Below are 23,439 nucleotides of genomic sequence, written 5' to 3' on the forward strand. Positions count from 1 at the left end.
TCCTGAGGATATGGCAAAGGCAATAGTCCACATATGTCAACTTACCGATGCAGAATGGCGAGCAATATCTGATGCTGCGTACGCTAAAGCTACCGATTATACTTGGGATGACGCAACTAATCTCTTCGAGGCTGCCTTAAAAACTGCTATAACCCGGGGCAGATTAGGGACTTCCAACAAAAAAAATATTTCAACGCTTTGATTCTAGGAGGGCAGGGGGAGGAACAGTCGTTTTCAGTCCAGAAATTGGAATAATTTATTTTTTGGAGTTCCCCTATGTACGTCTTTTATAGGCTCTTGAAGCATTAACAGCAATTTTACGGTTCTCTAAAAAAACTCAATTCGTATCGACGTCAAATAAAGTTTATGAGTCTGTATAGTCCTCAAGCTCTCGTGGCAGTCTTATGTTGGATACCAATCGTCTTCTACATATTTATGCGGTTTCCACCTCAGCGGGCGATCATTATCAGTTTTATTAGCGCATGGTTATTCTTGCCGATTTTACGTTATCACTTACCAGGGATTCCAGCGCTTACTAAAATGTCAGCAACTTGTTATAGCATTTTATTCGCCACAATCATCTATGACGCTACACGTATTACCTCATTTAAAGGTAGCTGGCTTGACCTACCGATGCTAATTTGGTGTATATGTCCATTTGTTTCATCAATTGCTAATGGTTTAGGACCTTATGATGGGTTTACAGCTGTAGTCGAGCAAACAATGGCGTGGGGAGTACCATATTTTTTAGGTCGAATATATCTTAATAGCTTATCGGGACTGCGCCAGTTAGCAGTCGGTATTTTTATGGGTGGACTCATTTACATTCCCTTTTGTCTCATCGAAATCCGTATTAGTCCTCAGCTACACCACATAGTTTACGGATACCACGCTCGTGAGGATTTTGGTCAAACAATTCGTAGTGGTGGATATAGACCAACAGTATTCATGGAACATGGTCTTATGGTTGGTGCATGGATAATGGCAGCATCTCTCATAGGTGTTTGGCTATGGAGATCTAAGTCAATTAAGCAACTCTGGAACTTTCACATTAGATGGCTTGTTGTTGCTTTACTAGTCACAATGGTGCTAGTCAAATCTATGGGTGCTCTCATTTTACTGGGGGTTGGCATTGTTATCCTATTGATAGCGGTGCAGTTACGTAATGCCTTTCCACTATTGCTATTGATATTGTCGATTTTGGTACACTTATTTCTTGCTGTGAATGGAAACTTCATTGGAGACCAGATGGCTATCTCCCTGTCACAAGGAGTGCCTGAAGAGAGAATTGCTTCTTTAAAATTCAGATTAGATAATGAAGTGATACTTTCAGCTAAAGCGCGAGAAAAGATGATTTTTGGTTGGGGTGGATGGGGACGAAGTCGAGTATATGATGAATGGGGAAAAGATATCTCTGTCACAGATAGTTTATGGATTATAGTCTTTGGTGGTAATGGTTTAGTGGGACTAGTTAGTTTAACGGCTACACTACTACTTCCTATCATCATTTTTTCGCAACGTTATCCGGCTAGATCATGGCTTGATCCGAAGCTGGCACCAGCAGCAGCTATAGCAGTGCTTTTAACTCTATACACGATCGATTGTCTTTTAAACGCCATGCCCAACCCGGTCTACACATTAGCATCTGGGGGTATAGTAGGAGTGTCAATAAAGGAGCCGGTCGTCAGAAGTAAAAAGGTTTTTCTGTCTAAGTTTTAAGGATGATAGAAAGTCTAATTTTTTTTAAGCAAGAAACTGCTATTTTTTGCCAAAAACTGAATGATTATTGCTTCTCTTTGTAGAGGATTTACATTCTTTTTAATCTGTCTTTAATTCAATATTTTTTTATACAGAATTCACATACAATGCAGTAAAAATACTATACAAAAAATAAAATATAAACAGAATAATGAAAATATTATAGATAAAATCAACACTAGAAAATGTCACAAAATCATAGAGAGAAATGCGAAATTCGTACACTTACTCAAACGACTTTAGCGACAGACCAAGTGCTCGACCTAAAAGATAGCATCAGGGAACAAACAAGTGGCAGTAACTCACATCTTACACCTGAAAATATGATTGTATTTTAATCACTTAGTATTAAAATACAACCCTTGATTTAGGGTTAAACAATATTTCATACAATTTATCCATAGTGCAAATTACAAATTTTAGTCATGCTAAAGATAACTTCATTGTTTACGATTTATTGCAATGGCCAAGGAGTAAATCATATATTTTATTCTTTATGCAGCCAGTGGCAGGGACCAGACATTCAAGCCCGAATGGTTGTTCCAAATTGTCAGCCGTTGTTGCGCAACACTAATCTGGTTGAAGGGATACCCCAATTTTTGAAGTGGTGGTATTATCGGCGACCTGATAATCCAAGGTATATGGCAGAAAAGCGCTTTCTAAGAGATTTAAAAGATTTTGACGCTGCATATCTATGGCCTGCCACAACACTCGAAACCTTCAAAAAAGTTAAGCAAAGCGGCAAACCAATTTTTTTAGAGCGGTTTAACTGCTATCCAGGCAAGTCTAAGCAAATTCTTGATGATGCCTATAGACACTTAGGATTATCTCCTCAGCACCAAATTACTGCTGAGGGCATTCAGCGAGAAGAAACTGAAGCTGAAGCGGCTGATTTCATTTTTTGTCCAAGTCCAGAGGTAAAAACATCGTTTCAAGAAGCAGGAGTACCTGAAGAAAAACTGCTGCTAACCAGTTATGGGTGGAGTCGAAAACGTTTCCCTGCTATTCCACCTCAAAAGCCCGCCTCAGAGACGTTGACTTTCATCTTTGTGGGCAGTGTGTGTGTCAGAAAAGGGGTTCATATACTGTTGCGTGCTTGGAAGCGAGCACAGATAAAGGGGCGCTTAATGCTGTGTGGTAGTATGGAACCAGCGATCGCCGAAGCTTGTAGCGATCTTTTAAGTCAGGAGAACGTTGTTCACTTGGAATATAACCCAGACCTATCTTCTACCTATGCTCAAGCAGATGTTTTCGTCTTTCCTAGTCTTGAAGAGGGTAGCCCATTAGTTGTCTATGAAGCAATGGCGCACGGGTTAGCTGTAATTGTATCTCCAATGGGAGCAGGCGGTATTGCCCGTGATGGCATTGATGGTTTGGTAATCTCTCCCTACGAAGAAGATGCTTGGGTGGAAGCTTTGCGAAATGTAGCCGACCTAAATTTATGCCGTCGGTTCGGCAACGCAGCACGCCTTCGGGCAGAAGAATTTACTTGGGAAAAAGTTGCAGATCGGCGCGGTAAATTAATGATTGCTCGATTATGATTGAATGGCACTGAAATAAACTAGAAGCCTTGATACACCTAAGAGATGTTAAGGCTTATGGTGATGCACTCATCAAACTGTGTGACGAGCAGAAGTTTTATAAACAAAAACAACGAAATTGTTTAGGGTTGCAACAGCAATTTTATGGCACTTTCCAGAGATGGAGTACTGTGCTCAAGTCTGTTCTTGTTTCAAGCTAGACCTTCATGGTTATGCTCGTTTTTCCGCACCTATCGTGAGGTTTTATGACTAATACAATTCAATCTGATAAATCAGACAGTTTGCTTATCGTAATACTTAACTACCGGACAGCCAATCTGACAATTGACTGCTTACGGTCATTACAGAGTGAAGTGAGAGCGCTACCAAAAACTCGCGTTGTAGTTACCGACAATGCTTCAGGTGATGGGTCGGTTGAGCAAATTCAAGCCACGATTGAAACTGAAGGGTGGGGTGACTGGGCATCACTCATGCCATTAGAGCGTAATGGTGGATTTGCCTATGGTAATAATGCTGCGATCGCGCCAGCACTACAATCAAATAATCCGCCATCTTATGTTCTACTACTCAACCCAGACACAGTTGTTCGCCCTGGTGCTTTAAGCGCACTATTGGATTTCATGAAAGAATATCCAGAAGTTGGGATTGCTGGTAGCCGCTTAGAAGAACCGGATGGTACGCCACAAACTTCAGCATTTCGTTTCCCTACTGTGTTCAGTGAATTTGATTTAGCCTTGCGGTTGGGAGTGGTATCGAAGTTATTGTCGAAGTGGACAATCTCACCTCCCGTTTCCGATGAAAGTTGTCAAACTGACTGGGTAGCTGGAGCAAGTATGATTATCCGTCGTGAAGTGTTTAACTCAGTAGGTCTGCTGGATGAGAAATATTTCATGTATTTTGAAGAGGTAGACTTTTGCCTACAAGCTAATAAATCAGGCTGGACTTGTTGGTACGTACCTCAAAGCAGAGTTGTACATTTTGTGGGCCAGAGTTCAGGAGTTACTGACACTAAGAAGCCACCTAAGCGCCTCCCACAATACTGGTTTGATTCAAGGCGGCGATACTTCCTCAAAAACCGTGGTTGGCTATACACAATATTAACTGATGCAGCTTGGATGATAGGATTTATTTTATCACAATGGCGTTACGTAATTCAGCGTAAATTAACAAACGACCCTCCGAAGCTTCTCAGTGATTTCTTTTTTAACAGCGTATTTTTTAAAGGGGTTCAACTATGAGGGATTTAGAGACTGTTACCTTAAAACTTTGGCAACAGATTAAAGAAGACTGGGATGCCCACGGGCGTGACTGGACTAAGCCTGGATTTAGAGCAGTAGCTATTCAGCGTTTTGGTGTGTGGCGAATGACAATTCAATCGAAACTACTTCGTGCTCCGTTTAGCGTTCTCTATCGAGCATTGTATCGTCATGCCCGAAATATTTATGGCATTGATTTACCATACTCCGTGAAACTGGGTCGTCGTGTCATTATTGAACATCAAGGGGCGATTGTGATTCATGGAAATTGTGTGATCGGAGACGACTGTATTATCCGCCAAGGAGTGACCCTCGGAAATCGTTATCTAGAACGTCCGTTTGACGCTCCAAAGTTAGGCGATCGCGTCAATATTGGTGCTGGTGCAAAAATTCTTGGTGGTGTGGTCATTGGAGGTGACGTAAATATTGGGGCTAATGCTGTTGTTTTATCAGATATTCCTCCAGGGCAAACAGCAGTAGGAATACCTGCTAAAATTATCAAATTGAAAAATAATAGCTTAGATTTGACGGCATTGGTTGCTACTGGACAAAATATCGGTTCTGAATTCTAACTCCTTGTCCAATAAATCTGTAGCTACGTGGAAATTGGAATTTATATAAACGCAATGGTGGTTAGCGAATAAACAATGCAAGTCTTTAAATCAATGACTATTCCGCATATTTCTGGTACAGATCCAGATTGGAATCGTGAAGAATATTCTCGGTGGTGGTCTCCTAGCCACCAACTTCTGAAATCCATTCGTAGATATCAAAAGTGGCGAGCATACGGTGGAATTATTGGAAGATCTTTGTGTGCTTATCACATAATACAGCATCGTTTTTGGAGCATTGTTACAGGAGCTGATATTCCGCTGAACTGCCAGATTGAAGGTGGGTTAGTTCTACCCCATCCCAATGGAGTTGTGCTTCACCCAAAAGCATCTATTGGACCAAATTGCATGATTTTTCAACAAGTAACAATTGTTGGGGGAGTCAAAATTGGCGGTCATGTTGATATTGGTGCTGGCGCTAAAATCATTCGTCCAGTAACGATCGGTGAACATGCTAAAATCGGTGCTAATGCTGTGGTTCTGTCTGACGTGCCTGCTGGTGTAACAGTAGTTGGAATACCAGCCAAAATTATTCTTAATGAAAGATTAGAGCAGAAAAATGAATCAGATTGGATTAGTTGTCATCGGAAGAAATGAAGGTCAACGGCTACAGCATTGCTTACTTTCAGCAATTAGCCAAATAAAACAAATTGTATATGTCGATTCAGGTTCGACGGACGGCAGCATTGAGTTTGCGCGATCGCTCAAAGTAGATGTAGTTGAACTCGATCTATCTATCCCCTTTACAGCTGCTCGCGCTAGAAATGAAGGTTTTGCACGTTTGCTTGCAGTAAATCCCCAGATAGAATATGTCCAATTTATAGATGGTGATTGTGAATTAGTGTCGGGATGGCTTGAATTTGCCGAAAATGAACTCAATGCGAAATCTGATGTTGCAGTAGTTTGTGGGCGTCGGCGCGAACGGTATCCTGATAAATCTATATATAATACATTGTGCGATATAGAGTGGGATACACCAATTGGGGAAGCTAAAGGTTGTGGTGGCGACGCAATGATGCGTGTAAAAGCATTTCAACAAGTGGGTGGATTTAATCCTACTCTAATTGCCGGTGAGGAACCAGAGCTATGTGTTAGACTACGCCGAATGGGTTGGAAAATCTGGCGTCTCAATGCTGAAATGACTCTGCATGATGCACAAATAATGCATTTCAAGCAATGGTGGAGGCGAACAATGCGCGCAGGCTACGCTTATGCTGAAGGAGCTTGGCTTCATGGAAATAAACCAGAGCATCATTGGGTAAAGGAAAGCCAGAGTATTCTATTGTGGGGGTTATTCACACCTTTACTGGTATTAAGTATGGGGTGGTTCACCCATGGTTTGAGTCTATTATTGTTAACTGCGTATCCTTTACTGGGAGTTAGAATATTCCTCAAAGCTTATTCTCGGCAAATATCTAGTGAGAATGCTGCTCGTTATGCTCTCTATTGTGTTGTGGGTAAATTTCCTCAGACGCTAGGATTATTAGACTTTCTAAAAGATCTAACGCTCCAAACCAAGAGTGTACTCATCGAGTATAAAAATTCATGTAACTAATCTAATTTACACTTATGCAACATCTTCTTAGAAGAATAGTTCGTGAACTTGCGATGCGTTATGGAAAGTTTCCCAGTTTATATCGCAAATTTTGTCAACCATCAGGTGAAGAATATGCTGAATATCTTCGCCGTCATGGCTCCTTTTATTCACTAGGTCAAAATTGTAGCATTTTGCCTACATCAACGTTTACAGATCCTGCTTATGTCAGCATTGGTAATAATGTCCACTTTTCATCTTGTACGTTGATCGGGCATGATGGCTCTATTGCTATGCTTAACCGAGCCTACAATGTAAAACTTGATTCTGTTGGTAAAATTGATATCCGTGATAATGTTTTCATTGGTTATAATGCAATTATTCTGCCAAACGTTACCATTGGTCAGAATTCTATTATTGCGGCTGGTGCTGTTGTTACCAAAGATGTTACAGAAGGAGACATTGTCGCTGGTGTACCTGCTAAGCCAATAGGTCGTGTGGAAAATCTTGTTAAGAAGCTGCAAGACAAAACTCAAAGCCTATCCTGGTTTCACTTGATCGAGCAACGAGCAGGAGCTTTTGATCCTGAATTGGAGTCTCAACTCATTCGGCTTAGAGTCTCTCATTTTTATGGAAATGCCGAGCATACATTTGACGAGCCTTGTATCAGCAGTAAGGGACTGCCAGAAAATAAAATATAGAACAGAGAATAATATTATTCTTATAAGGAGAGAGAAAGGGCTCACGCTTTGCGTGAGCCCTTTCTCTCTCCTTAGTTTTGTAGTAAATTCAGAAACAGTAGCCTATTAACTTAGATTGTCTTCTTGCCATAAATATCTATGTTCTTGGGTTACATCCCCCGTGTACCTTATCGCTCATACTAACTAGTTAATCACCCTTAAGTTGATACCGATGACCAACGTCAGATCCCTACGGAGGAGTTCCCCCCGTATGTAATAGCTTCCTAAGAGCGAACACAATCACCGCCCTGCTTCACTATTCGCACATAATTCATATTGAATTCTTGGTCTTGATACCTCAATTTTTTTTTGTAAAAACTTTTTTTAAAAAGAATTGATGAATTCTCTCCTTAACCTGATGACAACTAGCTAGTCAGAGAATAGACTCTAATTATAAGTGATTAAGTAAAGTTATTGCAAGACAGCCGAATTTGCATCTCTTCTATTTAAGAGATATCTTATCGCTCGCTATAGGAGAACTGTTTATGACATAACGTTGGCTTACATAGACATGAAAGTACCGTTACTTTTACTAATAGACATCGCCATTCCTGGGAGAAATCATCTGTCATTGAAGCAGCAACTTTCTCGCCACGAAAGAACTAAGCTATTTTTTCAGTAGTTGTACTATAGCTGCTATCACTATCAAGTAATTAAAGTAGAATTACCTGTTTGTGATATCTCACTGTGTTTGCATTGCATCCACTGCTATTTTCACAAACTATAGCTTAGTATCGGACTGATGTTAATCAAACAATAGTCGATATTAACAAATACAGCAGATTTCAACTTCGTGAGGTACAGAAATATCCCATCGCTGTTTTCGTCCACCCTCCCCTACCCTGCGGGAAGCTGCTCCGCGTCTATAGTAAAAAGAGGGGTGTACTTCATTTATTTGTGAACTACTGTAAATATTCACAGATAAATGTGAATGCCTAAATTAAATGGTTAATTATTAATTGATGGAGCTAGACTTCGATGGTTGCTTGAATCTCAGTCTCTTCAACTTAACCTTATCTGTGATCTGGTTAGTGCCACGAAGTTTTTACTATCCCAAATACGCGGTTCTTGGAATCTCCAGAATACAAGGGTTACTTAAGGAGTCTGATCCAAGTGGCGAAAAAATAAAAACACTAACCTAAATTTAGAATTGCTACTAGCCAGAGGTTCTCTGCCTCTATCTATGGTCAGGCATTCTTAATAACAAACCCAGCAACAACTCCTAATAGATATTAAAAAATGAGTCTAATGGACTTGATAAATCAGTTAGTAACGCCAAGCTTAACACATAAAATTCTAGAGACCGATCCACATGAGTCGATTACTACTTTGCAAACGCTGACTGAAGCGGAATGCTATCAGTTGTTAGTCGAGTGGAATGATACTAAAACTGATTATCCACAAAATAAGTGTATTCATCAGTTGTTTGAGGAGCAGGTGGAAAACACACCAGATGCAATTGCTGTTATCTTGGAAGAAGATCACCTGACTTATCATGAACTCAATGATCGAGCCAATAAATTAGCCCATTATCTCCAGTCTCTGGGGGTTGAATCGGGGATGCTAGTTGGTATCTGTCTCGAGCGTTCCTTAGAAATGATTGTTGCTCTTCTTGGCATTCTCAAAGTAGGAGGTGTCTATGTTCCTTTAGATCCCGCCTATCCCCAAGATCGCCTTGAATGGATGTTGACAGATACCCAAGCTTCCGTCCTACTGACTCAATCGCGTCTTCTTGATCGACTACCACCTCACCAGTCGCAAATTGTGTGTTTAGAAACAGGCTGGGGAACAGATCAGTCAGACCCAGTCCCATCGCTTAACGTTCCTATATCTCCAGATGCCCCCGCATACATCAACTATACTTCTGGTTCAACTGGACGTCCAAAAGGGATCGCAATCCCTCACCAAGCGGTCTTGCGGCTAGTATTTGGTACCAACTACACCCCATTGAATTCATCACAAGTTTGGATGCAGCTTGCCCCTATCTCTTTTGATGCAGCTACGCTGGAAATTTGGGGGCCGCTATTGCATGGTGGTCAGTGCGTCCTTTACCCAGGGAATGGACTTCCAGATCCTAACGATCTTAAGGAAGTTATTCAGCGTCACGGGGTCACCAGCATGTGGATTACAGGGGCACTATTTAATACCATCATCACGGAAGCCCCTGACGCACTGCGTAGTGTTAAAGAGATCCTGACTGGTGGTGAAGCTTTGTCAGTCCCTCATATTCGCAAAGCCCAAGAACAGCTTCCTGAAACACAGTTTGTTAACGGCTACGGGCCTACAGAAAGTACAACATTCACCTGTTGCTATCGCATTCCGCGACCACTCCCTGAAGGCATATCTTCAATTCCTATTGGTCGACCCATTGGCAATACTCAGATTTACATCTTGGATAAACATCTGCGCCCAGTTCCTGTAGGTATAGTTGGCGAATTGTATATCGGTGGAGCAGGTTTAGCTATTGGGTATATTAACCGTCCCGACTTGACGAAAGAGCGGTTTATTCCGAATCCTTTTAGTGATGATGCTGATGCCCGTCTTTATAAAACCGGCGATTTAGTACGCTATTTGCCAGACGGCAATGTCGAGTTTATTGGCCGTGGTGACAATCAGGTCAAAATTCGCGGGTATCGGATTGAACTGGGTGAAATTGAAGCGGCTTTGAGCCAGCACCCTAGCGTCCAAGATGTTATAGTATTAGCCTATGAGAAAACACCAGGAAATAAACAGTTAGTTGCTTACGTAACCCCTACTGCTGACCAAGCCATTAACATCAGTGAGACTAAGGATTACCTTAAGCAGAGACTACCAGAATACATGGTACCTAGCACCATCATGCTGTTGGATAAGATTCCGTTAACACCGAATGGTAAGGCCGATCGCAACTCCCTGCCCAAACCTAAGCTAGGAAATACTGGTACAGATTTCATCGCCCCAATCACGTCTACCGAGCTATCGCTAGCAGACTTGTGGTGCGGTATTTTAGGGTTAGAGCAAGTTGGCATCGAAGACAATTTCTTCGATTTGGGAGGAACCTCCATTCTGAGTTTACAGTTAGTGACGCGGATCCAGGCTAAACTTAACTTTTCCATTAAAGCTGTCAAACTTTATCAGTACCCAACTATCAGGACATTAGCAAAGTATTTAGATCAACACAAGAGTTCTCAAGATCAAGTTCAGTTATACTCACAACGCCAACATCAACCTGCTGAGCAGAGCGATCGCGCAATCGACTTAGAAGGAATTGCCATCATCGGGATGGTAGGTCGCTTTCCGGGAGCAAACAACATTGATGATTTGTGGCAAAATTTGTACTCAGGAATAGAATCGATTACATTCTTTGGGAAAGACGAAATTGATCCCAGCGTCGATCCAGATCTGCGAGAAGATCCAAACTATGTACTTGCCAAGGGTATCATTCAGGGTGCAGAAAACTTTGACGCTGCTTTCTTCGGCATTACCCCCCAAGAAGCTGAGATCATGGATCCCCAAGCTCGGGTCTTTTTGGAACTTGCACAGGAAGCCCTAGAAAATGCGGGTTATAGCCCCGACCAATACCCCGGTCAGATCGGTATTTACGCTGGCTCAGGGCAAAATACCTATTTTGAACGACACATCTGCGGACGGGAAGATATTGTGAATCGGTTGGGCGCATTCCAAACAATGCTGGCCAATGAAAAAGACTTTGTCACAACCCGCACTTCCTACAAACTCAATTTGACTGGCCCAAGTGTCAGTATCAATACTGCCTGTTCAACTTCTTTAGTTGCAAGCATTGTTGCTTTTAAAGATTTGATGAACTACGAATGCGACATTGCTCTAGCAGGTGGTATTTCCATCAATACTCCCCAAAATACAGGTTATCTCTATCAGGAGGAGGGCATGCTTTCTCCCGATGGGCATTGCCGCCCATTTGATGCCCAGGGAATGGGTACTACCTTCAACAGTGGGGCTGGTATTGTCGTGCTAAAACGCCTGAGAGATGCCTTGGATGCAGGAGACCGCATCTATGCGGTAATCAAAGGGGTGGGGGTTAATAATGATGGATCTGACAAGGTTAGCTTTACTGCACCCAGTGTTAATGGACAAGCTAGTGCAATTGTTCAAGCTCAAGCGAGTGCGGGCGTACACCCAGATAGCATCAGCTATATTGAAACCCACGGTACGGCAACACCTTTAGGAGATCCCATTGAAATTGAAGCACTGACCCAGGCATTTCGACGCCAGACAGCAGCTACCCAGTATTGCGCGATCGGCTCCATCAAAAGTAATATCGGTCATACTGTTGCTGCTGCGGGGGTCGCTGGATTAATCAAAACCGCCCTTGCTCTGTACTACAAGCAGATTCCTCCCAGTCTTGGCTTTGAATCTCCCAATCCCCAAATTGACTTTGCCAACAGTCCTTTTTTCGTCAATACAAAACTTGTAGACTGGCCAGAAGGCGATACACCGCGACGAGCCGGTGTAAGTTCCTTCGGGGTCGGGGGTACGAATGCGCACGTCATCTTGGAGGAAGCCCCCGTTGTCGAGTTATCCGGCCCATCACGAGCCTATCAGCTCCTACTTTTGTCTGCTAAAACCCCAACTGCTTTAGCACAAACCGCCAACAATCTGAAAAAACATCTTCAGCAACACCCCGATATTAACTTAGCGGACGTGGCTTATACCCTAGGTGTGGGACGGAGAGGCTTTAACCATCGCCGCTTTGTCGTTTGCCGCGATGTTACTGAGGCGAGGGACATTCTGGAATCACTAGATGCTACCCGCAGTGGTGCCCGTGAAACACGCCTCCGCGATCCAGAAGTCGTGTTTATGTTCCCAGGTCAGGGCTCACAGTACATCAACATGGGGCTGAACCTTTATCAGCATGAACCCGTCTTCCAAGCAGCAGTTGACCGTTGTGCTGAGATTCTCCAGCCGCTGTTGAAGCTGGATATCCGAGAGATTCTATATCCCACTACTGCAGAGGATGAAGCCGCTGCAATTGCCCTACGCCAAACTATCTACACGCAACCCGCGTTATTCACTGTTGAATATGCCTTGTCCCAGGTCTGGTTGAGTTGGGGCGTTCAACCTGCTGCCATGATCGGCCATAGTATTGGTGAGTTTGTGGCGGCTTGTTTAGCCGAAGTCTTTTCTTTGGAAGATGCGCTGAGACTAATTGCTACTCGTGGTCGTATGATGTGGGAGTTACCTAGTGGCAGTATGTTGTCGGTGCGTATGCCTGCAGATCTGCTTGTAAAACGCCTCACCAAAGACCTCGCTATCGCAGCCATCAATGGTCCGTCATTGTGTGTAGTATCAGGTTCTACTGAAGCGATCTCAGCTTTACAAGTAAATCTGGAAGCCGAGGAAATAATCTGCAAACAACTGCATACTTCCCACGCCTTCCATTCACCGATGATGGATCCAATCGTTGAACCTTTCGCCCAGCTAGTCAGAACAATTCCGCTGGCTTCCCCTAAGATTCCCTTTGTTTCTACTGTCACGGCTGATTGGATCACGGATGCACAAGCCACAGACCCGATGTACTGGGCAAGCCATCTGCGTGCAACAGTGCGGTTTGCAGAAGGCGTGCAAACACTTTGGCAGCATTCTAGCCGTGTCCTCTTAGAAGTGGGACCCCGAACCACTGCAGCGACGCTAGCACGGCAGCAGGCAAAAGACCTGAAACAACAAATCGCAATCTCTTCGCTGGGCAGTACTGCAGACAATAACGGGGAATGGGCCGCTTTATTACAGGCAATTGGCCAACTTTGGTTAGCTGGTGTAGACATCGACTTAGCAGCTTTCTATGCCAATGAATATCGCCATCGTTTGCCGCTACCTACTTACCCATTCGAACGCCAGCGCTTTTGGATTGATCCCAAGCCTACTGCTCTCCCTATCTCAAGTTCAGTTGGATCTTCTTTGGATTTGCAAGTCAATAAATCCCAAATTAACAATCAATCTACTGATCACTCCTTACTGTTAAGTTCTGCATCTATTTCAGAGACCACTATGTCTGAATCACGTAAACAACGATTAATTCCTATATTAAAGGATATACTGGCGACTACTTCAGGATTTGATTTTACTGATATTGACGAAACAATTACCTTTTTAGAAATGGGATTAGATTCCCTATCATTGACACAAGTTGCACTTGCTTTCAAGAAGAAATTCAGGGTTAAAATGACCTTTCGTAATCTCCTGGAAGATTATTCGACGCTAAAGACTCTAGCTGAATTTTTAGATCAAACCCTTCCGGCAGAGGCATTTCCAGCACCTCCTGCATCTACAGCTATTGCTGCTTCTGTACCTATTGAAACCCAAGTATCTGCACCTAACTTAAGCTCAGCTTCTACAACTCCAGCGATGATAGAAAACTCTAACGGTCACAATGGCAGTAATGGGTCTGCGACCACCCAACTTCCCGCGCAGACTAGTATTGTTGAATCATTAATTGCTCAACAGTTACAAATCATATCACAGCAGATTGAACTCCTTGGCCATAACAGACAAATGGCAGCACCTGCCAATGCGACGATCTCGCCGGTTCCTCAGGTATCGCCACCACCACCATCAAGTACACCCTCCGTCTCTCCACCGCTAACAACTAGCAAGGAGACTAATGGTTTAGGGGCAGCCCCTCAAAAATCTCATGGTCCTGGTGCCAAGATTCAGAAGTCGATTGACACAGTTCTTTCCTCTGAGCAGCAAACAGCGCTGGATCGGATCATTGATCGCTACACAACCCGCACAAAGGAATCTAAACGTCAGGCTCAGGAACACCGCCGATATCTGGCTGATCCACGCACGGTTTCTGGCTTTACACCATTGCTCAAGGAGATGGTGTATCCGATTGTAACTGATCGCTCTTCTGGTTCCAAACTGTGGGACGTCGACGGCAACGAGTATGTAGATCTGACCAATGGGTTCGGCTTGAACTTCTTTGGTTGGAATCCTGATTTTGTTAAAGAAGCAGTCATAGCCCAGATGGAAAAGGGCATCGAAATTGGTCCTCAAACGCCTTTAGCAGGTAAGGTTGCCAAACTGATTACTGAATTTACTGGCATGGAGCGCGTTGCTTTCTGTAATACAGGCTCGGAAGCAGTCATGGCGACATTTCGCTTAGCTCGCACCGTCACAGGTCGTAATCTGATAGCTACATTTGCTGGAGATTACCACGGCACTTTTGATGAGGTACTTTATAGGCCAGGAGCCAACTTAAAAACATTGTCAGGAGCCCCAGGTATTCTTCCCTCGATGTTTGAGAACCTGCTAGTGTTGGATTATGGTACGCCTGAATCCCTGGAAATTCTTCGCAACCGCGCGGATGACCTGGCAGCAGTTTTGGTAGAGCCTGTGCGTAGCCGTGATCCGGATTTGCAACCTAAAGACTTTCTTCATGAGGTTCGCCGAATTACCAAAGAGTCTGAGACCGCATTTATCTTCGATGAAGTCGTGACAGGTTTCCGAGTAGATCCTGGTGGTGCACAAGCATACTTTAATATTCAGGCAGATATGGCAACCTACGGCAAAGTTGTTGGGGGTGGATTACCCATCGGTGTTCTAGCAGGCAAAGCTGAGTATATGGACGCTTTGGATGGAGGTTTCTGGCAATTCGGAGATGACTCGATTCCTGAGGTGGGGGTTACCTTCTTTGCAGGAACCTTTGTTCGCCATCCTATGGCGTTAGCAGCGGCAGAAGCAGTTTTAACCAAACTAAAGGAAGGTGGCCCAGAACTACAGCGATCGCTAGCAGACAAGGTGAATAAATTCGCCACTTATCTGAATCAGCATTTTGAACATGTTGGAGCACCAATCAAAATTAACCATTTCACTTCTTTCTTCTACGTTACCTACAGTGACGACGCCCCCCACGCAGGATTGCTGTTTTATCTCCTGCGTGACAAGGGAGTGCATATTTGGGATCATCGTCCCTGTTTCTTTACGTTAGCGCATACGGAAAGGGATATTGATCTGGTAATAAAGGCATTTAAAGATAGTGTGGCAGAACTGCAAGCAACAGGACTGCTCCCCTGTGCAAACAATGCTATAACTACGACCAATGGTAGAAATGGGTATAATGCTCCACCCCAACCTGGAGCCCGTTTAGGGCGTGATCCAGAAGGTAACCCCGCTTGGTACATTTCTGACCCAGAACGCCCAGGAAAATATTTGCAACTTGGGAAAGTCTAATAAATCCGGATCACCAATGTTCTCAACGAACATTTCAAAGTATTCAAACCTTTGAAATCTAAGGGATCTGAGATGGACTAGCATAGTGAATTCCCTAAATCTCTGCCAATTCTAACTTTTTCCAGTCGGAATGAGCACTACAAGGAGCGCTATCCTAAAGTCCTATTTTCTCACCGTTCATTCTCATTAAATATAATTTATTGAGAATAGGCTGTAGTCTCGAACCCCTACTATCTCGATATTTTGAGACTTAATGAGAAAAGTCAGATACATCAACTCGCCCTCGTAAATTGGCGAAGGTATTGTGAATTAATAACTGAATTACTGGAAGTATTTAATGAACTCACTAACTGTAAATTCACAAATTACATCGACCTCAGTTGAATTTGATCCCTTTGCAGGGGGAGAAGTTCTGTTGACTGCGCCAGCGACCGAATCTCAAAAAGAAGTTTGGGCTTCGGTGCAGATGAGTGCAGATGCCAACTGTGCCTATAACGAGTCTCAAACCCTGCGATTTAAGGGTGATTTGGATGTTGATGCACTGCGATTAGCGCTCAATGCTCTGGTTCAGCGCCATGAAGCTTTGCGAACAACCTTCAGCCCTGACGGGACTACTCTCTGTATTACAAACTCTCTGGATATTGAGATTCTGATCATCGAGCTATCTGGGTTAGATCCGCTAGCACAAAACGCTGAAGTAACAAGCTTACGTCAAAGGGCGGTCGAAGAGCCTTTTAATGTCGAATTTGGCCCATTGTTTCGGGCGCAGATCATTAAGCTGAATCACCAAGAGCATTTAGCTATTTTGACTGCTCATCACATTATCTGTGACGGTTGGTCTTGGGCAGTCATGATAACTGATTTGGGGACGCTGTACTCTGCGTTTAAGCAGCAAATAACACCGGATTTAGATGAACCAGAGAGGTTTAGTGAGTATGCGATCGCCTTAGCAGAAGCGGAAGGAGACGAAGAAGCTACTGAAACCCTTAACTACTGGTTGCAAGAGTTTGCTCAATCTGTTCCTGTGTTGGATTTTCCAACTGATCGCCCTCGTCCCCCCCTGCGTACCTTCAATTCTGACCGGAAAGACTGGGACCTGGCACCTGAATTAGTTAGTCAACTAAAGCAACTAGGCACAAGCCTTGGATGCAGTTTTATGACAACCATCTTAGCTGGGTTTGAGGTATTTCTGCACAGGTTGACTGGTCAGGAGGATGTGATTGTAGGTGTACCCGCAGCAGGGCAAGCAGCTTCTGGACGATATAATATGGTGGGCCATTGTGTAAATTTGTTGCCTTTGCGGACGCAGGTGCAACCCCATCAGACTTTCACGCAATATCTCAAAGCTCGTAAGTCCAGTGTGCTGGATGCCTATGACCATCAGCAGTTCACCTTTGGACATTTGGTACAAAAACTGGTAATTAAACGAGACCCCAGTCGCATTCCACTAGTGCCAATTGTGTTTAATATTGATCAGGGGCTTGAAGCAGAGAAATTGCCGTTCGACGGACTGGAAGTAGAGTTATTTTCAAATCCCCGCTCCTATGAAAACTTTGAACTATTTATCAACGCCACTGAACTAAAGGGTAAAGTTACCCTAGAGTGTCAATATAATACTAACCTGTTTGATGCTGACACAATCCAACGCCGAATGGGCGAGTTCCAGAACTTGCTCGAAGCTATTGTGGCAAATCCAGATCAGTTAGTAGCAAAATTGCCCCTACTGCCCCAGTCTGAGGAGCAACTACTAGCTCAGTGGAACAACACCCAAACACCCTATCCGCAGGAGCAGTGTATCCATGAGCTGTTTGAGGCACAGGTAGATAAAACCCCAGACAAGATTGCTGTCATATTTGAAGATCAACAACTTACTTATTATGAGCTGGATCAAAAAGCTAATCAGTTAGCTCATTACTTGCAGTCTCTTGGCGTAGGTACAGAAGTAGTGGTCGGTGTGTGTTGCGATCGCGGTCTGGACATGGTGATTGGTGTCCTAGGTATCCTGAAAGCAGGTGGAGCTTATATTCCGATCGATCCAGCCTATCCGCAGGAACGGATTGCGTTTATGGCGGAAGATTCTCAGATTGCCGTGCTATTAACCCAATCCCATCTGACAGCACAATTGCCTTCATCTCAGGCAAACCTGATCTGCCTAGATCGAGATTGGCATATCATTAGTGCTGCCAGCGACGGTACCCGACTATCGACTAGTGGGGCGACTACCGAGAATTTGGCCTACATCATTTACACCTCTGGCTCTACAGGGAAACCAAAAGGGGTACAGATTGAGCATCGCTCAGTGGTTAACTTCTTAACGTCCATGAGCCAGAAACCGGGGATAACAGAAAAAGATGTTCTCCTAGCAATTACTACTATATCCTTTGATATTGCAGGACTGGAAATTTACTTACCCCTAAGCATTGGCGCAAAGATACTTTTAGTCAGTCGGGAGACAGCAGCAGACGCTGACCAGCTGATGCAGAAATTGAACAGCTATAATGTCACCATTATGCAAGCAACTCCCGCCACTTGGCAAATGCTTGTAGCAGCAGGATGGGTTGGGAACAAACAGCTAAAAATCCTTTGTGGGGGAGAAGCCCTTTCGCCAAAATTAGCATCTGATTTAATACATCGGTGTGGCTCGCTATGGAATATGTACGGCCCAACGGAAACTACTATCTGGTCAGCTGCTTATCAAATTGTAGCAGACAACCAACCCATCACAATTGGTTACCCCATTGCCAACACTCAGATCCATGTGCTGGATACCAACTTGCAACCTGTACCTATTGGCGTACCTGGTGAGCTGCATATCGGTGGGGTTGGTTTGGCACGTGGGTATCTGAATCGGTTAGAGCTAACGATTGAAAAATTCATTCCCAACCCTTTCAGTTCAGATCCTAATGCACGACTGTATAAAACAGGTGATCTGGCTCGCTGGTTACCTAATGGACAGGTAGAGTGTCTCGGTCGCATTGACTCTCAGGTAAAAGTGCGGGGCTTCCGAATTGAGTTAGGTGAAATTGAAGCCAACCTGGTACAACATCCTGCTGTTAAAGAAGCGGTTGCTATAGTTCGAGAAGACATTCCAGGTGAAAAGGTTTTGGTGAGCTATTTCGTCCCTGTATCAGGCAAGGCTGAGGATAACTACGACCTTATTGCTGAATTACGCCAGTTTCTTAAAGAGCAGCTACCTAGTTTTATGGTTCCTACCACCTTTATGGTGCTAGACGCGATGCCTTTAACCCCAAATGGCAAGGTTGATCGTAAAGCATTGCCCAAACCAGATATGGCTCAGCAACTGACTGCAAGTTATGTCCCACCAAGCACTGATTTGGAGCGTCAGATTGCTGACATTTGGAGCCAGGTTCTTAATCTGCAGCATGTAGGTATTCATGACAACTTTTTTGAACTGGGAGGCTATTCCCTACTAGCGACTCAAGTTGTCTCACGTTTGCGCAAAACATTGCAGGTCGAAATTTTGCTACCCCATTTGTTTGAAGTACCTACAATTGCAGAGCTAGCCAGACGAATTGAGGCTCTTCGTTGGGTGGCGCAAGGGGCAAACTTTACTCAGAACACAGCTAGCAATGACTATGAGGAGGGTGAACTATGATCATGGTTGATGAGTTATTACTGGAGTTACGCCGGCGGGATGTTACACTTTGGTTGGAGGGCGACCGCCTGCGCTACCGGGCAGCTAAGGATGCACTAACACCTGACCTCCTGGCTCAGTTAAAAGCACATAAAGCAGAGCTCATAGCGTTTCTGCGTCAAGCCAGCGACAGCGCTAGCCTCCAGATACCTCCCATTCAGCCAATTGAACGGAATGGGCATTTACCCCTGTCATTTGCTCAGCAACGCCTTTGGTTTTTGCATCAGTTTGAGCCGGAGAGTACTTCTAACAACATGCCTGTTGTTGTGAGGTTCACGGGTTCCTTGGATGTTGAGGCTCTGGAGAAAAGCATTCAGACAGTAGTTCGTCGGCAGGAAGTTTTGAGAACTCGTTTTCCGGCAGTCAATGGGCAGCCAACGGTGGTAATTGAAGATAACGTAAATATTACGCTGCCACTGATCGACCTGCGGCAATTACCCGACCAGGAGAGAGATGCAGAAGCCCTGAAACTGGCAACTCAAGAAGCACGCCAGCCTTTTGACCTGATAAATGGACCAATCTTGCGAATAAAGCTGTTTCGGTTACGAGATGATGAACATTTGTTAATCTGGAACTTACACTGCATTGTTTGTGATGGGGCTTCATCTGATGTTTTTTATCAGGATTTCACAGCTATTTATGCGTCCATAGTCACAAAGAATCCGTCATCTCTGGCAGAGTTGCCTGTTCAGTATGTAGACTTTGCCCATTGGCAGAGACAATGGCTTCAGGGAGAGGTGCTGGAATCTCAGTTAAATTACTGGAAGCAAACGCTGGTAGGTGATTTACCGTTGATCCAGTTGCCTTTTGACCATCCTCGCCCTACCGGAGTGCAAACCTTTCAGGGCGATCGGCGAGCCCGCATGTTACCTCCTGATCTGAATGAGTCCCTCAACCATCTGAGTCAACAGTTGGGTACAACCCTGTTCATGACGCTCTTAGCTGCTTTTGAAACATTGTTGTATCGCTACTCTGGACAGGAGGATATGCTGATTAGCTTTGCTAGTGCTGGTCGCGGACAAGTAGAAACAGAAAGACTAATCGGATTTTTCTCCAACACCTTGATGTTACGGACTAACTTTCAAGGCAACCCGACTTTTCGGGAACTGTTAAACCGTGTCAAAAATGCTTCTTTGCAAGCTTATGCTCATCAAGACATTCCTTTTGAGAAAGTAGTGGAAGAGCTACGTCCAGAGCAAAGTCAGAGAAAATCATCCCTGTTTCAAATTAAGTTTGCTTTGAACCCCCCTTGGTCTAAAGGGCGTGGGATGGCATCAATGCAGTTACCTGATCTGACCATTAAGTCCTTGTTCGGGTATATCTACCATGGTAAGACGAAGTATGATCTGACGCTGGTGATGCGGGAGCAGGATGAGGGGCTGGGTATGGTGTTTGACTACAACGCAGACATTTTTGATGGCACTACCATCGTCCGCATGCTCGATCACTTCCATATTTTGCTGCAAGGAATAGTAGCAAATCCAGATCAGCCTATTTCAGAATTACCGTTGTTGAAAGCTTCAGAACAACAACAATTGCTGGTGGAATGGAACAAAACAGATACGGCATATCCTCAATATGCCTCCATCCAAGAAGTTTTCGAAGCTCAGGTTGCAGCTACGCCAGAAGCAATTGCGCTGGTTTCAGGAGAGATTACCCTGACTTATCGAGATCTCAATCAACGAGCTAATCAGCTGGCTCATTTTTTACAGCAACTTGGTGTGACAACAGAAACGCCTGTTGGTATCTGCTTGGAGCGATCTCCTGCTACAGTAGTGGCCATCCTCGGAGTGTTGAAAGCTGGAGGGGCTTATGTTCCGCTGGATCACCATAACTCGATCGAGAACTTGACTCATATTCTGGAGGATGCTCAAGCCCCGTTCCTCCTGACTCAAGAATCTCTAGCGATGTCTCTGAGTGGTGTCTCCCCGAAACTGATTAACCTGGATACGGAGAACCTAATTCTCCAGCAAAGCAAGGAGAATCCTCCACTTACCGCTACTGCCAACACGCTTGCTTCTATTCTCTATACTAAAATAAATCAGTTTATAGGCATTTGCACAACCCACCGGGGAGTTGTGCAATTAGTGAAAGGTAATCCGCAGTGGAAATTAGCTACAGACACGATACTTCTACAGTGGAGTTCCATTGCATCCGAAGTCTCGCCATTTGAACTTTTTGGGGCTTTGCTAAATGGAGGCACTACAGTGATTGCCCCGGCTGTTGTGTTAGAAAAACAGTTCAACACGCTCATACATAATTACCAGGTCAACACCCTGTGGCTACCTACTCGCTTTTTCCACCATTTGGTCAATGGCTATCTAGATCAGCTTGAGTCAGTCAAAACCCTACTGATCGGCAGTGATGTTCTCTCCCTTACTTGTGCACAAAAGGTATTAAAAGATCTGCCCAATTGCACTCTAATTAATACCTTTAGCCTACCAGAAAATATAGGCTTCACTTGCGGCTATACCCTCCAAACGCCTGTACAAAAAAATGTTCCACAGTTGCTGGGTATTCCCTTGGGGAACACTCAAGTTTATGTCCTCGATAAGCACCAACAGCCTGTCCCAATTGGGGCTGTAGGAGAACTCTATGTAGCTGGAGCAGGGTTAGCAAAAGGGTATCATCATCGTCCTGACCTCACCGCAGATCGATTTGTGTTAAATCATTTCAACCGTACCCCTGACGCTCGACTCTACAAAACTGGACATTTGGTACGTTACTTGCCCGATGGAAATTTAGAGCATGTTGGATTCACAACCTTATCAAACATTGTACCAGAGACCGACATTAATGCCCATCGGCTTACGGTTGCCTTACACCAGCATCCGGAAATTCTTGAAGCAGTTGTGGTCACACGGGAAGATGAGCCTGGAGATAAGGGTTTAGTTGCTTATATAGTTGCTGCTACTTCAAAGAGTCCGACTACAAGTGAACTGCGCAAATTTTTACGGTTCATGTTGCCAAATTGCATCATTCCGTCTGTCTTTGTGCAAGTAGATTCTCTCCCTTTAACTCCTAATATCAAAATTGATCGACGAGCTTTGCCTATACCTGATCACATTGCTCCAGAACTTAGAAACCCCACTAGCAAGAAGCTTCGAGATTCAAATTCAGAAACTATCGAAGAAATATTGGTTGTCCCAAGAGATGATCTTGATCTTCAAATTATCAAAATTTGGGAAAAAGTGCTCAATATTTCTCCCATTAATATGCAAGATAATTTCTTCGAGTTGGGGGGTCATTCACTACTAGCTATCTCTATGATCAGTCAACTTGAAAAAATTTATAATAAACAATTACCCTTATCTATTCTTTTCCAATCTCCTACTGTTGAAAAATTAGCAAATACTCTTCGTGAGGAAGGCTGTGTGTCTTCTTCTCAGTCCTTAGTTGCTATTCAAAAAGGTGATTCTAAGCCTCCTTTGTTCTGTATTTATGGTATATTTCTCTACTACGCTTTAGCAATAAATTTAGGGGAAGATCAACCAGTTTATGGAGTGTATATCAAAGAGGAAGTCGATATAGTCGAAAATGAAACATTAGAACAATCATCTAATAAATTATTAACTATTGCTGATCTTGCAACTCGTTATCTCCAAGAAATCCGAAGACATCAACCAGAAGGACCCTATTTCCTCGCTGGTGAATCTTTAGGAGGCTTAGTAGCTCTCGAAATGGCACGAGAACTCCAGTTACAGGGGGAGAAAGTAGGGTTACTTTGCCTAATGGACAGTACCATTCCCGGAAGAAATCGCCCATCATTGAAGCAGCGACTTGATTTCCACCGAAGAAATATTGCGCGCCACGGAATTTCCTACCTTTTGAAAAAGGTGCAATCGAGACTCAAACCAGCTGATGAAAAAGCTTCGACTATTGATGTTCGGGCTGAATTTCAGAATTACGCATTAACCACTTACAAACCTCAACCTTACCCAGGAAAAGCTGTTTTGTTCCGAGCAATGGATGAAAGTCACTTTAGCACTTTGGAAGGCTGGAAGGAACTGATAGCTGGAGGATTGGAAATCCATGATATTCCAGGGGATCACCTTGGTATTCTTAAAGAACCTCACGTTCAAATCTTAGCGGAAAAATTAAAAGCGCATATCAATCAAGCCTTAAATTGCGGCTCCAGTGAATTAAAATAGATCTGT

At 43.9% G+C, this 23,439-nt stretch carries 11 protein-coding genes; all 11 read left to right on the plus strand.

Annotated features, from left to right (window positions below):
- Positions 1–202 (plus strand): hypothetical protein (locus G4P69_RS28510; protein ID WP_208352830.1); only part of this gene is annotated, 202 nt, incomplete at its 5' end.
- 164 nt (positions 203–366) lie between these two features.
- Positions 367–1,719, plus strand: coding sequence for an O-antigen ligase domain-containing protein (locus tag G4P69_RS28515; RefSeq protein WP_243902489.1), 1,353 nt, complete (start codon positions 367–369; stop codon positions 1,717–1,719).
- Positions 1,720–2,183: 464 nt separating this feature from the next.
- Entirely contained in the window at positions 2,184–3,299 is a 1,116-nt protein-coding gene (locus tag G4P69_RS28520) for a glycosyltransferase family 4 protein (protein ID WP_208352832.1), read from the plus strand.
- A gap of 245 nt (positions 3,300–3,544) precedes the next feature.
- Positions 3,545–4,537 (plus strand): glycosyltransferase family 2 protein, encoded by a 993-nt coding sequence (locus G4P69_RS28525; RefSeq protein ID WP_208343205.1) that lies wholly within the window; start codon positions 3,545–3,547, stop codon positions 4,535–4,537.
- Positions 4,534–5,127, plus strand: coding sequence for a serine O-acetyltransferase (locus tag G4P69_RS28530; protein ID WP_208343206.1), 594 nt, complete (start codon positions 4,534–4,536; stop codon positions 5,125–5,127). Before G4P69_RS28525 ends, G4P69_RS28530 begins: the two co-directional genes overlap by 4 nt.
- Positions 5,128–5,202: 75 nt before the next feature.
- Positions 5,203–5,763 carry a serine O-acetyltransferase gene (locus tag G4P69_RS28535; RefSeq protein WP_208343207.1) on the plus strand — a complete coding sequence of 187 codons (561 nt, stop codon included), beginning with the start codon at positions 5,203–5,205 and terminating at the stop codon, positions 5,761–5,763.
- The gene (locus G4P69_RS28540; protein WP_208343208.1) at positions 5,726–6,721 is read left to right on the plus strand and encodes a glycosyltransferase family 2 protein; all 996 of its coding nucleotides are present in this window, start codon (positions 5,726–5,728) and stop codon (positions 6,719–6,721) included. The genes G4P69_RS28535 and G4P69_RS28540 overlap by 38 nt, the downstream gene beginning before the upstream one ends.
- 14 nt (positions 6,722–6,735) lie before the next feature.
- Entirely contained in the window at positions 6,736–7,401 is a 666-nt protein-coding gene (locus G4P69_RS28545; RefSeq protein WP_208343209.1) for an acyltransferase, read from the plus strand.
- Positions 7,402–8,688: 1,287 nt separating this feature from the next.
- Positions 8,689–15,627 (plus strand): polyketide synthase, encoded by a 6,939-nt coding sequence (locus G4P69_RS28550; RefSeq protein WP_208352842.1) that lies wholly within the window; start codon positions 8,689–8,691, stop codon positions 15,625–15,627.
- A 337-nt stretch (positions 15,628–15,964) separates the two neighbouring features.
- A complete protein-coding gene (locus G4P69_RS28555) occupies positions 15,965–19,243 on the plus strand; it encodes a non-ribosomal peptide synthetase (RefSeq protein WP_208341648.1) in 3,279 nt (1,092 codons plus the stop codon).
- Positions 19,240–23,433 (plus strand): condensation domain-containing protein, encoded by a 4,194-nt coding sequence (locus G4P69_RS28560; RefSeq protein ID WP_208341647.1) that lies wholly within the window; start codon positions 19,240–19,242, stop codon positions 23,431–23,433. The genes G4P69_RS28555 and G4P69_RS28560 overlap by 4 nt, the downstream gene beginning before the upstream one ends.
- Positions 23,434–23,439: the final 6 nt, after the last annotated feature.

The organism is Aetokthonos hydrillicola CCALA 1050, assembly GCF_017591665.1.
Classification (GTDB): domain Bacteria; phylum Cyanobacteriota; class Cyanobacteriia; order Cyanobacteriales; family Nostocaceae; genus Aetokthonos; species Aetokthonos hydrillicola.

What these genes read in the sequence shown, in the direction of transcription:
- G4P69_RS28545 (WP_208343209.1), top strand. Translation starts at nt 6,736, where the DNA reads ATGCAACATCTTCTTAGAAGAATAGTTCGTGAACTTGCGATGCGTTAT.
- G4P69_RS28560 (WP_208341647.1), top strand. Translation starts at nt 19,240, where the DNA reads ATGATCATGGTTGATGAGTTATTACTGGAGTTACGCCGGCGGGATGTT.
- G4P69_RS28540 (WP_208343208.1), top strand. Translation starts at nt 5,726, where the DNA reads ATGAATCAGATTGGATTAGTTGTCATCGGAAGAAATGAAGGTCAACGG.
- G4P69_RS28555 (WP_208341648.1), top strand. Translation starts at nt 15,965, where the DNA reads ATGAACTCACTAACTGTAAATTCACAAATTACATCGACCTCAGTTGAA.
- G4P69_RS28515 (WP_243902489.1), top strand. Translation starts at nt 367, where the DNA reads ATGAGTCTGTATAGTCCTCAAGCTCTCGTGGCAGTCTTATGTTGGATA.
- G4P69_RS28530 (WP_208343206.1), top strand. Translation starts at nt 4,534, where the DNA reads ATGAGGGATTTAGAGACTGTTACCTTAAAACTTTGGCAACAGATTAAA.
- G4P69_RS28550 (WP_208352842.1), top strand. Translation starts at nt 8,689, where the DNA reads ATGGACTTGATAAATCAGTTAGTAACGCCAAGCTTAACACATAAAATT.
- G4P69_RS28535 (WP_208343207.1), top strand. Translation starts at nt 5,203, where the DNA reads ATGCAAGTCTTTAAATCAATGACTATTCCGCATATTTCTGGTACAGAT.
- G4P69_RS28520 (WP_208352832.1), top strand. Translation starts at nt 2,184, where the DNA reads ATGCTAAAGATAACTTCATTGTTTACGATTTATTGCAATGGCCAAGGA.
- G4P69_RS28525 (WP_208343205.1), top strand. Translation starts at nt 3,545, where the DNA reads ATGACTAATACAATTCAATCTGATAAATCAGACAGTTTGCTTATCGTA.